General features: G+C 44.2%; 12 protein-coding genes. 4 read left to right on the forward strand and 8 right to left on the reverse strand.

Annotated elements, in window-relative coordinates; translation table 11 throughout:
• Positions 1–87 precede the first annotated feature (87 nt).
• Positions 88–912 carry a DUF2797 domain-containing protein gene (locus MSG35_RS21520; RefSeq protein ID WP_017063586.1) on the reverse strand — a complete coding sequence of 275 codons (825 nt, stop codon included), beginning with the start codon at positions 910–912 and terminating at the stop codon, positions 88–90.
• Positions 913–1,214: 302 nt separating this feature from the next.
• On the opposite strand from MSG35_RS21520, the gene MSG35_RS21525 reads away from it, so the two are divergent.
• Together MSG35_RS21525 and MSG35_RS21530 are read left to right on the forward strand one after the other, a co-directional pair.
• The gene (locus MSG35_RS21525; protein ID WP_248384981.1) at positions 1,215–2,510 is read left to right on the forward strand and encodes a GGDEF domain-containing protein; all 1,296 of its coding nucleotides are present in this window, start codon (positions 1,215–1,217) and stop codon (positions 2,508–2,510) included.
• Between the two features lie 123 nt (positions 2,511–2,633).
• Positions 2,634–2,984, forward strand: a complete 351-nt coding sequence (locus MSG35_RS21530) for a GlpM family protein (RefSeq protein WP_048659546.1) — start codon at positions 2,634–2,636, stop codon at positions 2,982–2,984.
• A gap of 222 nt (positions 2,985–3,206) precedes the next feature.
• Here MSG35_RS21530 and MSG35_RS21535 read toward each other — a convergent pair whose 3' ends face one another.
• The 3 genes from MSG35_RS21535 to MSG35_RS21545 all read right to left on the reverse strand — a co-directional run bounded on the left by MSG35_RS21535 (position 3,207) and on the right by MSG35_RS21545 (position 7,415).
• Complete coding sequence (locus MSG35_RS21535) at positions 3,207–4,577, reverse strand: DASS family sodium-coupled anion symporter (RefSeq protein ID WP_048607137.1); 1,371 nt, start codon at positions 4,575–4,577, stop codon at positions 3,207–3,209.
• A gap of 197 nt (positions 4,578–4,774) precedes the next feature.
• The gene (locus MSG35_RS21540) at positions 4,775–5,575 is read right to left on the reverse strand and encodes an ElyC/SanA/YdcF family protein (protein ID WP_248384982.1); all 801 of its coding nucleotides are present in this window, start codon (positions 5,573–5,575) and stop codon (positions 4,775–4,777) included.
• Between the two features lie 151 nt (positions 5,576–5,726).
• Positions 5,727–7,415 (reverse strand): NAD-dependent malic enzyme, encoded by a 1,689-nt coding sequence (locus MSG35_RS21545; RefSeq protein WP_019821850.1) that lies wholly within the window; start codon positions 7,413–7,415, stop codon positions 5,727–5,729.
• Positions 7,416–7,599: 184 nt separating this feature from the next.
• Here MSG35_RS21545 and MSG35_RS21550 point away from each other — a divergent pair, with 184 nt between their 5' ends.
• Positions 7,600–9,978, forward strand: a complete 2,379-nt coding sequence (locus MSG35_RS21550) for a helicase-related protein (protein WP_248384983.1) — start codon at positions 7,600–7,602, stop codon at positions 9,976–9,978.
• A gap of 203 nt (positions 9,979–10,181) precedes the next feature.
• Positions 10,182–10,559: a hypothetical protein gene (locus tag MSG35_RS21555; protein ID WP_019821854.1), complete on the forward strand. Its 378-nt coding sequence runs from the start codon at positions 10,182–10,184 to the stop codon at positions 10,557–10,559.
• Between the two features lie 167 nt (positions 10,560–10,726).
• On the opposite strand, the gene MSG35_RS21560 is transcribed toward MSG35_RS21555, so the two are convergent.
• The 4 genes from MSG35_RS21560 to MSG35_RS21575 form a co-directional block, all read right to left on the reverse strand.
• Complete coding sequence (locus MSG35_RS21560) at positions 10,727–11,830, reverse strand: phosphoribosylaminoimidazolesuccinocarboxamide synthase (protein ID WP_017055177.1); 1,104 nt, start codon at positions 11,828–11,830, stop codon at positions 10,727–10,729.
• Positions 11,831–12,054: 224 nt separating this feature from the next.
• Positions 12,055–12,462, reverse strand: a complete 408-nt coding sequence (locus MSG35_RS21565) for a SulA-like leucine-rich domain-containing protein (RefSeq protein ID WP_017055178.1) — start codon at positions 12,460–12,462, stop codon at positions 12,055–12,057.
• Between the two features lie 343 nt (positions 12,463–12,805).
• Positions 12,806–12,994 (reverse strand): hypothetical protein, encoded by a 189-nt coding sequence (locus MSG35_RS21570; protein WP_004733419.1) that lies wholly within the window; start codon positions 12,992–12,994, stop codon positions 12,806–12,808.
• A 165-nt stretch (positions 12,995–13,159) separates the two neighbouring features.
• Complete coding sequence (locus tag MSG35_RS21575) at positions 13,160–14,245, reverse strand: tetratricopeptide repeat protein (RefSeq protein WP_248384984.1); 1,086 nt, start codon at positions 14,243–14,245, stop codon at positions 13,160–13,162.
• Positions 14,246–14,304 lie beyond the last annotated feature (59 nt).

Genomic DNA, 14,304 nt, shown 5'->3' on the forward strand with positions numbered 1-14,304 from the left:
TGCCCTCAAGTCATCACTTGAGGGCATTTTAGTTTTTGGCTATTCACTAAACGCCTCTAACTATAAGAAACGCTTATGTTCTACAAGTTATGCAGACACTTCCACTTCGTAAGAACCAAATTTACGGATGTTAATCACACCTGTATCTAGGATTAGGTATTGGCCTTTAATGCCTTGAAGTACGCCTGTCACTTCAGGGTTCTTATCAAAGTTATGCGACACAATCTTCACTGGGTGCTGCTCAACTGGGTAGCTCAGTGAAGTGATGTTTTCGCTCAGAATCTCGATAGCATCGTCGCCAAACTTCGCTCTGATCTCTTGGATTTTATCCTCAACCAACGGCAACAGTTCTTTGGCTTTTTCTACCAACTCCATATCGTCGCCGTCGCCTTTTAGCAGCGTGCGCCAGTTAGTTTTGTCAGCAATGTGCTTCGCTAATTCAACTTCGATCAGGCCAGAAATCTGACGTGTTTTTACCTTCAAGATAGGCAAACCTTGAGTCGCGCCTTGGTCAATCCAGCGGGTAGGGATTTGAGTGTGACGAGTAATACCCACCTTAAGGCTTGATGTGTTCGATAGGTAAACGAAGTGATCAACCATGCAGTTCTCTTCACCCCATTGAGGCTCACGACAAGTGCCTTCATCGTAGTGGCAAGTCTCCGGTTTCATGATGCACATATCGCAGCTGGCTAGCTTTTTCATGCACACAAAGCAGTGGCCTTGAGAGTAGCTCTTCTTGGTTTTCTTGCCACACGAGCAGCAAAAAATATTGCCTGTGTGAGTGAGGTTGATGGTTTTACCAATCAGAGGATTTAGTTCTACAAACTCTTCGCCTACAGGCAAACGGTAGGTTACCGCACCATCAAGGGAAGCACTCATCTTCTTGAGTGTTCCTTTCGCTAATAAAGACATGACATTACTCGTTGTATTTTGATTATTATTTCGTCGACTCGAATGCTCTGTAAGCAGCCTGTTCGGTTAACGATGATTATGCGATGAGTATAACAAATGGAGCCTATTTTTATACGCAATAATACTTGATTCTCGGCGTAAATAATTAGCATGAAATGTAAGCATAAAAATATAGTATGACATTTTGTTCAGGCGTGATATAACGTTTTTTAGTGAATTATTGGTATTAAGATCACTAATTCACGTAACTTATTTTATATCGTGACATCCCAACTCTAGGGATATAAGCCGGAAGCTTAGACGTGAAGTGGATCCATAAGATTGTTATCTTTCTAGTTATCGCAACGCTGGCGATTGTCCAGTATTACCGTGTGAGCGGAAATCGTGTGATAACGGCAATTACGCCAGATAAATATGAGTTTATCGCGACCAGCGATCAAGTTGACAGGGGTGTCAGTACCTCTCAATTATCCTATGAAAATGGCCAATATGTTCTTAACTGTGAGCTAAAGGAATCAGAGTATCCTTGGCCTTACTGCGGCTTATCGATTCGTATCGATCCAGATATAACCACAGGTCTTGACCTTTCCCAGTATCACACTTTTAGAGTGAACATCGATTACCATGCTGAGGCTGACTCAAGCGGCCGTTTGAGAACCTACCTACGTAACTATAACCCTGCTTATTCAGTTCCGGATAACGAGTATACACATAAGTACAACGGGATGGAGTTTTCTCCGGGCGTTGATGGTGGTGTGATTGAGATTCCGATCAAAAACCTGCAAGTAATGACATGGTGGTTAGCTGATAACGACATTGCGTTAGAGCACTCAGCGCCCGAGTATTCGAATGTGAATATGGTTGAGTTTGCTACCGCATCTGGTGCGAAGCTTGGCCATCATAGAATCGTTATCCGTAGCATCGAGTTTGAAGGCTCTTACATCACAGGCGAGAGCTTGTTCCTTATTTTACTGTTTGTTTGGGTCGGAACCGGCACGGTGTTCTTGCTTTCTGAATTAAACAGTTCAAGAAAGCGTATGCTGATTGCCGAAAAAAGACACCATCACCTTAAGAACGTCAACCGAGCACTGAGAGAGCAAAACTTTGAATTCTCTGAAATGGCACACAGTGATGAGTTGACCGGAATACTAAACCGACACGCGATTCGTGATTGGCTAAAAATGCAGTCTCAGCAGGTTAAGCAGGGGCATGGAAAACTAAGTATGTTGTATCTCGATATTGACTACTTCAAGAGCGTGAATGACAAATACGGACACCAAATGGGTGACCATATTTTACGCGAGTTTAGCATGGTGGTCGGTAGTTCGATCAGCGCTACCGACAAGTTGGTGAGGTGGGGTGGTGAAGAGTTTATTGTTTTTTGCCCGGAGACTGATCTTGGCGAAGCACAAAGAAAGGCTGAGAAAATCCGACTCTTAGTTAGCCAGCACCTTTGGGTTCATGGCGATCCACTGACATGCAGTATTGGTATCGCTGAGATGAAACAAGAGCGGGTGACTGAGACCATAGCTCGTGCCGATGAAGCTTTATATCAAGCGAAGCATTCAGGTCGAAATCAGGTGATCTTGAGTCACTAATCTGAAAATTGTTTTGATTAGTTTATAAGCCACACGTACATATGTGACGTGTGGCGTTTTTATGGGCGCTAGATGAGTTTAACCTCTAAAGCTTTTGTTGGTTTGTTTGGATAACGTATTGAAATGATTTCCCTGTTCTTTAAATGCTTGTTGGGTGCTGCGGCTGTTTTATTGATTGCGCTGTTGTCGAAAAGTAAGAGCTTTTATATCTCTGGTCTTGTACCTCTGTTTCCTACTTTTGCTTTGATTGCTCACTACATTGTCGGCACTGAACAAACCATGGTGGAATTGCGCACTACAGCCTTGTTTGGCTTGTTTTCGCTTGTGCCATACGCGGCTTATCTTGGCGCTGTGTATGTGTTTAGTTATCGATACAATTTGGTGTCGACACTCTCGTTAGCGACCGTAGTGTGGGTATTGTGTGCATCTATGTTGCTGCTAGGTTGGACGCGTTTGGTGCCAAGTGTTGCGTGAGAACCAGGTCTTAGAGCGGTAATGATAGGTTGATGGCGATCTGATACAAAAAAGGTGGCGAAGAGCCACCAAAAGGGAAAAGCGTTTTATTGTTTTTTTGGATGCCCACTCAGTGATAGCTTCAAGTAACTGAAAGCTTCGCACTGAGCGGGCATTTTTGTTCTGGTTGAGACGGGGGAACTGCAACCAGTTTAGGGGAGAACGACCTATAAGGAGTTATCCTTACCAGAAAATCCAAGCGAACAGTGTCAGAACTAGGATACAAACTAGGTTCAACACCATACCGATTCGCATCATCTCTTTCTGCTTGATGTGACCTGAGCCAAACACGATTGCGTTAGGTGGTGTTGCTACTGGCAGCATGAAGGCACAAGATGCAGCAACCGCAATCAGTGCAGACAAGATAACCGGCGACATACCCAGCGCTTCAGCAATGGTAGCAAATACAGGGACAAGCAATGCCGCGCTCGCTGTGTTACTTGCGAATTCAGTTAGGAATACGACGAACGCTACTACCGCTAGAATCGTTAGCAGTACGCCTGCTGTTTCTAAGAAACCGCTTAGAGAGTGTGCTAGGAATACACTGGTTCCGGTTGCTTTAAGAATGTTACTTAAACAGATACCGCCACCGAATAGGATTAATACGCCCCAATCCGTTGTCTTCTCAACATCTTTCCATTCGACTGCTCTAGAAGCGCCAAGCAATACAATCGCGCCAATCGCAACCAAGCTATCAAACTTCGAGAAGCCACCGATCATTGCATTGATTGGCTTACCGAATATCCAAAGCGTTACCGTTAAAAGGAAGATAGACAGTGTAATTTTCTTGCTGTTTGTCCACTCAACTGGAGCATGGTCTAGCTCGAATTTGTGGTCAAGCTTTGGCTTAGTCATCACGTAAAGAATAATCATCGCGATTGGCAGTAAGATCATTGAGATTGGTAGGCCAAGTGCCATCCACTCTGTGAAGCTCAAGCCAACTTCTGCCGCTGCAATTGCGTTTGGTGGGCTACCAACTAAGGTTGCGATACCACCGATTGAAGCACAGTAAGCGATACCCAGCAGTACGAACACGTAGGTGTTGCGGTCTTCACTTTGGTCGACTTTGTTCATGATGCCAAGAACAAGAGGAAGCATCATTGCAGTGGTGGCTGTGTTTGAGATCCACATTGATAGACCGGCACTCACACCGAACAACATGAACACAGCGACCGACATTCTGCCTTTTGCAATCAGCAGTACTTTGTCAGCAATCGCTTTATCTAGCTCTTGTTTGTTCAGTGCGGCTGCTAATGCGAAGCCACCCATGAACAAGAAGATGATTGGGTTTGAAAAGTTAGCCAGCGCTGCGGGCGTGTTGAATACACCAAACAAGACAGCCAATAGGGGAACGAGCAAAGCGGTGATGCTGACGTGAATAGCTTCTGTTAACCATAGAATGGCAACGAACACGAGAATACTTAAACCTGTATTCACTTGCGCTTCGAATGGCAGGGTATTAAGCAAAACAGCAAATAGCGTGAAATTACCAATTAATATCATGCTGTTGCGGGTAAACAACCAGTGTTTCAGTGTAGTAACAAGTGCCGTCATAAGACGCTCCTTTTGTTTATCCTCGTTTCATTGGTGCACGACTTCATTGAGTCGTGCTTATTATTTTCGAGGTATATAGCTTGATGTAGGGTCAGACTTTGTTGGAAGAATGTTACTCAAGTTAATAAAGGAGTGTTGGTGTGTTTTTGCTTAACAATGGGGAAGTGTGAGGCAACAAATTCAAAATGTGTAGTTTTCTACACATCGGTCTCTTCAGGGGCTGCAATCGGGCTTGTTGTAGGGTCGACAACAGGGTTTACAGTGGGGTCAGTAATAGGGTTTGGAATCGGAAATGATTCCGGTTTTGGGCTCGGTTGAATAGGCTCTTTAGGGCCAAGAAACTTTGGCGTTGTCCCCATGATATACAGATCAAGGAATGCTTTGGTACGCGCAAACACTTCACGTAAACGTATCGTGGTTCCGGAATGGTGGGTTGGTCCTGAAACGGCTAAACACTGCGCGTGAATATCGTAAGAATTGGCGATGAATAGCGCTCTTTCACAGTGGAATTTTTGAGTGATGATCAGGAAGTTATCGGTATCGAATATCTTTTTGGCGCGAACAATCGAGTCTAAGGTTCTGAACCCCGCGTAGTCGAGATTGATACGTTCATCGGGGACGCCGGCTTTCAACAAGTCGCGCTTCATCGTCCACGGCTCATTGTAAGAGCGATGAGCGTTATCGCCACTCAGTAGAAATTGGTCCACTTTTTCACGATCGAACAGCTCAATCGCCGCTTCAATTCGGTGCTTATAATAGTCGTTGAGTGTTCTACCCAAATATTTGCTTGTGCCAAGCACAACTGCAACCTCAAGCTCGGGCACTTCATCAATATCGTAGATGATGCGATCTTCCGCTTGCCATGAAACCCAATAATCGATCGCAATAACCGCAGCGCTGCCTACTAAGAACACGAGGAAAGCGCCAAACAGAAAACCTTGCAGTTTTTTGTAAGCTTTATTTAAGTAGCTACGGATAATGTGAGAATCAAATTTCACTCTCGGTATGGTCCTTTGACTGAGCATTAATTTTTGAGTGCTCGATAATACCAAATAAAAATGAGAAAAATCAGTTAAAAAGACAAGACAGTGTAAAGAAAAAAGCCCCTGCAATGGCAGAGGCTCTTAGAAGAGGAGTTAACGCTCTTTATTAGAATGCCGTGCGCTTGTAACGACGGTAAACTGGCTGCCAGAAGTGCTGGTCAATCGCTTGTTGCAGTGCTTCTTCAGTGATCTCTAGAGCAACGCCCTGTTCAATCGCCTTCTTACCAACAGCAAGAGCAATCTTCTTCGATACCGTGTGGATTTCTTCTAATGGTGGAAGTAGAGCACCTGTGCCATTGATTGCTAGTGGAGAACACGTAGCAAGTGCACGGCTTGATTCCATTAGCATCTCGTCAGTGATGCGTGAAGCATTCACAGCCAATACACCAAGGCCAATACCTGGGAAGATGTAGCTGTTGTTACACTGAGCGATTGGGTAAGTTGTGCCGTTGTGAACGACTGGCTCAAATGGGCTACCTGTCGCAACAAGTGCTTGGCCATCAGTCCAACGAATAATGTCGTTTGGCGTTGCTTCAACACGGCTTGTTGGGTTCGACAGTGGGAACACGATAGGGCGTTCACAGTGTAGGTTCATCTCTTTGATGACTTCTTTGCTGAATAGACCTGGAGCACCAGATACACCAACTAATACTGTTGGTTTTGCGTGGCGAACAACGTCAAGTAGAGAGAAACCAGTGCCGTCGCTTTCCCAGTCTTTGGTGTTTTCGTTGGTTTGAACCAGACGCTGTTGGAAATCAAGCAGATTTTGCATGCCTTCCTGTAGCAAGCCCCAACGGTCAACCATGTAAACTTGAGAGCGAGCTTGTGCATCGCTGATACCTTCAGACACCATTTGAGCAATGATAGCTTCAGCAATACCACAACCTGCTGAACCCGCACCTAAGAAGGTGATACGTTGATCTGACAGTTTGCTGTTCGCTGCTTTACATGCTGCAAGTAGAGAACCAACCGTTACGGCAGCTGTACCTTGGATGTCATCGTTGAAACAACAGATGCGATCTTTGTAGCGCTCAAGCAGTGGCATTGCGTTCTTTTGTGCGAAATCTTCGAACTGAACTAATGCATCAGGCCAACGGCGTTGAACCGCTTGGATGAACTCTTCAACGAATGCATCGTAGTCAGCACCCGTAATACGAGGATGGCGCCAGCCCATGTACATAGGGTCAGCAAGACGTTGAGGGTTGTTGGTACCCACATCGAGCACGATTGGTAGCATGTAAGCTGGGCTAATACCACCACAAGCTGTGTACAGTGCTAGCTTACCAATTGGAATACCCATACCACCGATGCCTTGGTCTCCCAAACCAAGAATACGCTCACCATCCGTAACCACGATAACTTTAACGTTGTGGTTTGTCGCATTATTCAGTAGATCATCGATACGATCGCGGTTCGGGTATGAGATAAACAGACCACGGCCACGACGGTAAATATTTGAGAAGTTCTCACATGCTGCGCCAACCGTTGGCGTGTAAATGATAGGCATCATTTCAGAGATGTGGTTTTGAACTAAACGATAAAAAAGCGTTTCATTAGTGTCTTGGATGTTACGAAGGTAGATATGCTTATCCATATCACTTTCGAAGTTACAATATTGTTTGTATGCACGTCCTACTTGCTCTTGGATTGTTTCGGTTGTTTCCGGTAACAAACCTTCAAGGTTGAAAGAACTGCGCTCTTCAGCAGAGAATGCGCTGCCTTTGTTTAGAAGAGGTGTACTTAGTAGAGCAGGGCCAGCATAAGGGATATATAGAGGGCGTTTATCGTTGTTCATTGGATGCCTAATATGGGAGAAAGGGTAACTGAAAAATGATAACGGTTTAGTTATTCAATTGTAAATAGTTTCTCCGCGATCTGAGCAAACAAAATGATATTCTTACCTCTGTCCCACACTTATCGAATTTCAACACGATAATTCGTTATACTTTGCTCACACTTTTTCGCGACGCTCCCTTTTTATGTCATTACTTCCCATCGATGCTTATCAAAATGTATTCCACGAACAAATCGCTAATTCTCACCTTGTCGTAGAGGCGGAAACCGGATCAGGTAAATCAACGCGCCTGCCACTTTGGGCCTCTCAACATGGGCGAGTGTTAGTGGTGGAGCCAAGACGCATCGCGTGTACATCACTGGCTAAATATCTTGCACAGCAATCGGGCGAGAAGTTGGGTAGCAAAGTGGGCTATGCGATTAAGCTTGAATCAGAATACAACGAGCAAACTGACGTTGTTTTTGTGACGCCCGGTATCGCGCTGCGTTGGTTATCAGAAGATGGATTGGCTAACTTTGATGTGATCGTGGTGGATGAATTTCACGAGAGACGTTGGGACATTGATCTGCTGGTGGCGATTCTGAAGCAAAAAGCGAGTCATCGTTTGGTGATCACTTCAGCTACCATTGAGGGTGAGCGCCTTGCTCAGTATTTGGATGCGAATCGAATAAGCTGTGAAGGGCGAACTTATCAAGTTGAGATTGAGCATAGAGCGAACGAATCCAGAACGCTGCCTGACATTCGACATCTAGAGCAGCGCATTGCGGAAGAAGTAAATCATCAGCTGATCGCTTCTTCTGGCGATATGTTGGTTTTTCTGCCGGGTAAAAAAGAGATCGTGCAATGCGAACAAGTCTTAGCGAAAAATCCAGATATCCAAGTTATTAAATTGCATGCGTCGGTCAGTGATAGAGAGCGAGATTCAGCGTTATCGGGTCGGAATATCAATACTGAAGGTAATGGCCAGAGAAAGGTCATCCTTGCGACCAACGTTGCGGAAACCTCATTAACCATCCCAGACATTGGCGTGGTGATAGATTCAGGATTAGAGAGACGCACCGTTCAGCGTAATGGCAGAACCACACTGATGCTTAAATCCATATCACGAGCGAGTGCCAAACAGCGAGCTGGCCGCGCGGGTAGGGTAATGGACGGCGTTTGCGTACGCCTATATGGTGAGCATGCGGCGTTAGAGTTAGTCACACCGCCTGAATTGCAGCGTGAAGAGCTGACCGAACCTATGTTGGCCGCGGCATGTTGTGGTGCTCCACTTGAGAGCTTGTCCTTCCTTGATCCTATTCCAGAGAAATCACTAAACAGTGCAACTCAAACCTTGCTGACGATGGAAGCGATTAACGCCAACCATCAAGTTACCGAGCATGGCAAAAAGCTGTATCCGTTGCCGATTGATGCTTTGTATGCAGATATCGTTACTCGAATCAAAACCAAAGCATTAAAAGAGGCGATGGTCGATCTCACTGCGGCGTTGTCCGTTCCTGCTCGCTTGTATCAGTTACCAAACAATGCAGAACATCTTGAAGCGCTCGCGCAACAGGAAAAAGAAGGGTGTGATTTAAGCTTGTTGATTCAGATTGTGCGTGGTCGAGAATATCCGCATTTAGACATCGACCAACAGGCACTGAATGAAGCTCAAGGTCTGGCTAAGCAAATGCGGGAGGTGTTTGAACTTCCTCAGCTAGAAGTCGCGTCACGTTTCCAACGCATTGAACTGCTCAAGACCATTGTGAATCTACATCCTGAACTGGTGTTTGTGCGCCGGCTTAAAAGGAAAGAAGCTTTCGCCAATGGAGTGTTAGAGGTGGTACTTGGTCGTCAGAATCGTTTCCCTGATAATGCACAAGCGATGTTGGTGTTGGATACTCACAGCTTGCCGGGAAGAGGCGTTAAGCAGACACTGACCTTAGCGACGGTCACGGCCCCCATTCCTCTTGAGCTTATCATTGATGCTGAACTAGGAGAGTGGGAGCAAGGTGAAACCGTCGTGAATGATGATGGTGTTTTTACCGAGATGGCGTTGGTGTACGCAGGCCGCACGATTACAACCAAGCTCGTCGCGGCTGAAGGGCAACTATCGTTAAAACCTATCGTCGACCTTGTGTTAAATGGAGACCAGCTTCCCGGTTTTGCAAAGGCTCGCACTCAAGAAATCAAACACTGGCAGCTGTATGTGAAACTTGGTCTCGATGAACAAACTAAATACACACCAGAAATTGAGAGCATTAACTTTGAGCTATGGTTTATAGAGCAGCTTGAAGTACTAGGTGTTACTGATGTCAGCGAATTGGAAATGTTCGAGCATGCAGACATACCGTTTGATGGCATTCCAACTTGGCTCTATACAGAGTTTTCGGAAAAATATCCGTTTGCATTGAGCCTTGCCGACTTGCAACTCGATGTCGAATACTTGCCCGCAAGAAAGCTGATTTACGTCCACTATCAATCGGGTAGTCGAAAGTTATCGCCAAAACGTTGGGAGCTACCGACATGGTCTGGCTGGCGTATTCAGTACAAAAAAGCGAGCCGAATAATTGATATCAAATAGATGGATAAGTTTTATCTCTAAAATATTAATCAAATAGGTGCATATATGATTATTCAGTGCTTATTTTGTTACAAGTTTGATTTTTATATGCCTTTTTAACCAATCAAAAGGTCATAAAAGACTATTCTTCTATATCCTATTGCTATAAAGAAAGAGTTGATAGATATTGAGTATATTGTGTTGCCAAAGTGTCGGGGGACATCATGGATAAACAGGAAGAGACGCGTGTAGAGTTCGATTACACAACATTTCTTGGCGCCTCATGCAGTAAAAAATGGACTTTTCTGGAAGCACTCACCACAATTGCGCCAGTGTTCAGTACCGTCTGGCGAGATAGCATTAAAGAGCTCGCAAGCCCTGAAGATCGTTTATGGCAGATGGCATTGAAATCAATGTCGACGCGTAAAAGTGATGAGTCGAACATTGTTACCTTACTCAAGCTCGCTAAGCTGGAAGGGATCAATGAACTCAAAGTGGTGATGCCATATTCTCTTGAAGAAGAGCAGATCGAGTATATTGAATCGCGCAGTCATTTAGTGATTGCGGGTAATTCTGGAGAAGAGTTCACGATTAGGCTGTAACTTCAGTTCGCCTATAATCTCTCTTGAGGAATAGTAAAAACGTACACGTAAAAAGGGCCTCAAATATTGAGGCCCTTTTAGTATCTAAAATGTGTGTTTACGAGCTTATTAGCTTTCTAGCTTTTTATTTTGAGATTAAGCGAATAAGCTATTAAGCAATAAAGCGACTAGTCGATTAGACCATAGTCAGCGCGCAGAACATCGATGATCTCTTGCTTAGGATTTTCGCTCAGTACGATCTCCGCACCTGTGATTTTCGCTGCGATATCAAGGTAAGTGCGAGACAGAGACATTAGCGAATCCAGTGGAAGTTCATTGTCACGAGCTAACGCTTCACGTTCTGGCATGCGTTCTTTGTTCAAAAGAATGTCGGCATCAGGGAAGTAGTTAAGCAAGAACTGACGGAAGCCTTCTTTTGAATTCTCAACGATGTTGCCGTTGTTGTATTCCTGAGTATCCCAAATGCGAGATGAATCTGGAGTACCAACTTCGTCCATGTAGATGAGCTTTTCTTTGCCTTGAGCATCGTTGACGTAGCCAAACTCAAATTTGGTATCAACAAAGGTTTGGTCTACTTTTGCTAGCGCTTGGCTGATTACGTTGAAGCCTTCTTTAAGAAGTTTTTCGTAATGTGCGATGTCACTTGCTTGAGTAAAGTTGAATGCTGCGAAGTTATCTTCGATGTTGTTACGTGTGATGTTCACATCGTCAGCTTCTGGAACGCCAGGAATACCTTTCAGAATCCCTTTTGTTGAAGGCGTGATCAGTAGCTCAGGTAACTTCTTGTCTTTCTCAAGGCCTTCAGGCATCTCGATACCACAGAACTCACGTTCGCCGTTTGCGTATGCACGCCACATTGAACCTGTGATGTATTGACGACAAATCGCTTCGATCATGACTGGGCGAGCTTTTTGTACAATCCATACGAACGGGTGAGGGATATCAAGAATATGACTGTCAGCAAGTCCGTTGTCTTTAAACAATTTGAACCAGTGGTTAGAGATAGCATTCAGAGCCGCTCCCTTACCTGGAACACCTTTAAGATTTCCTTCACCACGCCAGATACAATCAAATGCAGAGATACGGTCACTGATCACCATGATTGCTAAAGGCGCATCTGGTGCTACATCGTAGCCTTTCTCTTTAATTAGTCGTTGGCTATCTTCTTCAGTTAACCAGTAGACCGAACGAACCTTGCCACTGTGGACAGGTTTATCAGTACGGATTGGTAGGTCATCATTTACGGCAAGAACTTGATCAGCAAGGCTCATTTAGACATTCCTATCTTTTATCAAACGTCATACAGAGAAGTGCGGTGTGCACATGATTAGACGGGCATTATACCCAATCTACTATTTGCTTCCAGAGAAAAAGCAAACGATTGCTAAATCTGTTGTTTAAATAAAAACCCCCGCCTAACAATCCGCTAAAAAATTGGCGAATTGTAGGGCAGGGGAAGGCAGTATGTTTGGACTGTGTTTTGAGTGACGTTAGATTAGTGAATGCGCTCTGAATTTGCATCCATAAAGAAGACTTCACACTGAAAGCGCAATCCTAATGTTCTTAGGTACTGTTGGCTGAACTGATCAATCGATGCACTTGCAACAATCGCACTCGCATTCTTAGAGCGGATTGCTTTCTCGACGGTCTCTACTTCGGTCATTTGATGAGAGGCTTTCATATGAATAACACGGTCGCAGCAAACATTATGTTGCTTAAGCTGCTTAGCCGATGGTCTTGGTGTTTGAGCCGTAAAAAGTAGCCACTGGTGTTGATTGGACAGCAACGCCATTCTTGCAAACAATGCTTCCTCGTTTGAATTTTTGCTTTTACGAGAAACTGATGTAAATGCGCAGTGAACTAGCGGGCTAGAGTGTTGGGCTTTAACGTGTGCTTGAATCATTTTGCTGTCCTTATATACATGCTGTATGTGTATACAGTAGTTTTAGTTGCTTATAAGATCAAGCGTTTTTTGCGGGATTATTGGACGATTTCGTCTGGAATTATGGGTGAAATGTAATTAAGCTATTGAAATTATTTGATAAATTAAATTTGAATGAATTTGCTGTTTTGTCTCATAAGTTGAAAAAATGTGAGCTTTACACAGGTGTATACAGTGGTTTTGACAGAAAAGTACTGTATACACCTGTATAGAAGAGAGAAGAGAGAAGAGAGAAGAGAGAAGAGAGAAAACCACAAGCACAAAAAAAGCGCCTTAGGCGCTTTCTTATATTTCACGGTGTTGCTTATCTCAATGTCGCTTGGGAGAGTTTTGCTCTCATTTCCATTTCACCAATATTGAACTGGCGAACATCAATGGTTGCAATATCATTGCACTCTTTACATGCATGATGACACTTACCATCTAGGTAGTCGTGCTTTTTAACTAGGCTTGGCTTTTTGCACCAATCACAAACGCCTTCTATTGTGAACATATTCTCTCCTCACCTGTTTAAGTCAGGTGTATTTTCGGCGCAAATTATGACACAAGTAAGACCCATTAGTTAATAGTTTGTTACCCGTTTTTGAGAGGGGGATCGATTGCAACACCAATAAAATCGTTATCTTTGAGATATAGGAAAATGAAGGTGTGTGTTTGTTTACGGTTTTGTAACATTTTGTAAAATGGTTTTTAGCGCATTGTTCAAACGTTTCATTTCTTCGTCACATCCATGACCATCAGGGTGATAGATTTTCGACAGTTGTTTGTATCGAATTTTGATGCTTTTCTGGTCAGGTATTGAACTCGGTGTGTACCCAAAAAGAGCACAAGCGACCTGCAAATTACTCAGACCTTTGCTGTTTTTCTGCTTCTTCAATTCGTGAAACATAGTGTGCAGTTGTCGTTTTTGCTGCCTAATCGTAAGGTCCTTCGAGCTAAGCTGCGCTTCAAGTGATTGTTGTTGCTGTCGTGAATCACCCGACTTTAGAGTTTGTCTTTTTCTTGAGATAACGAGAGTCGCAATAATGCTGATGATTGAAATCAACACGGCCAACGCAGCACCAATCATATATTCAGAGCTGGTTAGGTTAGAACTGGAGAGGTTAGAGCGTGTCGCTTGGCTAGATTGCACTTGCTTAGATAGCCCCTGACTGCTGTCGATTTCAGAGTCGATGCTGTCATCGAGCTGTTCTATTGAAGAGATCTGTTTTGCACGTTGCTGGTTGAATTGCGCTTCCAAAATGCGGTTGTAGCCACCTTCTGCTTGTGGATTATCTTTTAAGGCTGCTTCATACCATAGCTGCGCTTTATCTAATGGTTGAAGGAGCTCCTTATCAAGTGAGGATTCGTAGAGCTTTGCGACCTGGATAGGCGCGCGCTGGTTACCTTGCAACGCTGCTTTAATAAACCACTCCAAAGCAAGCTTGTTACTTTGTTCAACACCTGTACCTGCCAAGTACCATTCACCCAGTCTAAATTGCGCGTTTGGGTTACCGTTTTCTGCTGACTGCGTGTACCAATACAATGCATCACTGGTGCTAACAGGAACGTCGATACCCGATTCATAAGCTTGAGCTAACTGGTATTGAGAAACTGGATCTTGAGGTTGTGATTCTAGTGAAAATTCATCACTGCTTGCTGCGTGCACGAAACGTGTGGTGGACAGCTGTATCGTGGAAAAGATGAGGGCTAGAAATAGAGCTCTAAGAAGTGATGATGACAGAATGTTGGATAGGATCAGCAAAAGATAAGTCTCGTAAAAAGCCCAGAATCGATATGTCAGTATGAATACGCTTTATGGTT

It is taken from the genome of Vibrio sp. 1CM23M (assembly GCF_023161755.1).
GTDB classification, from domain to species: domain Bacteria; phylum Pseudomonadota; class Gammaproteobacteria; order Enterobacterales; family Vibrionaceae; genus Vibrio; species Vibrio coralliirubri.

Coding starts and splice junctions, on each gene's coding strand:
- MSG35_RS21520 (WP_017063586.1), bottom strand. CDS start 912: ATGTCTTTATTAGCGAAAGGAACACTCAAGAAGATGAGTGCTTCCCTT.
- MSG35_RS21530 (WP_048659546.1), top strand. CDS start 2,634: ATGATTTCCCTGTTCTTTAAATGCTTGTTGGGTGCTGCGGCTGTTTTA.
- MSG35_RS21535 (WP_048607137.1), bottom strand. CDS start 4,577: ATGACGGCACTTGTTACTACACTGAAACACTGGTTGTTTACCCGCAAC.
- MSG35_RS21545 (WP_019821850.1), bottom strand. CDS start 7,415: ATGAACAACGATAAACGCCCTCTATATATCCCTTATGCTGGCCCTGCT.
- MSG35_RS21550 (WP_248384983.1), top strand. CDS start 7,600: ATGTCATTACTTCCCATCGATGCTTATCAAAATGTATTCCACGAACAA.
- MSG35_RS21555 (WP_019821854.1), top strand. CDS start 10,182: ATGGATAAACAGGAAGAGACGCGTGTAGAGTTCGATTACACAACATTT.
- MSG35_RS21560 (WP_017055177.1), bottom strand. CDS start 11,830: ATGAGCCTTGCTGATCAAGTTCTTGCCGTAAATGATGACCTACCAATC.
- MSG35_RS21565 (WP_017055178.1), bottom strand. CDS start 12,462: ATGATTCAAGCACACGTTAAAGCCCAACACTCTAGCCCGCTAGTTCAC.
- MSG35_RS21570 (WP_004733419.1), bottom strand. CDS start 12,994: ATGTTCACAATAGAAGGCGTTTGTGATTGGTGCAAAAAGCCAAGCCTA.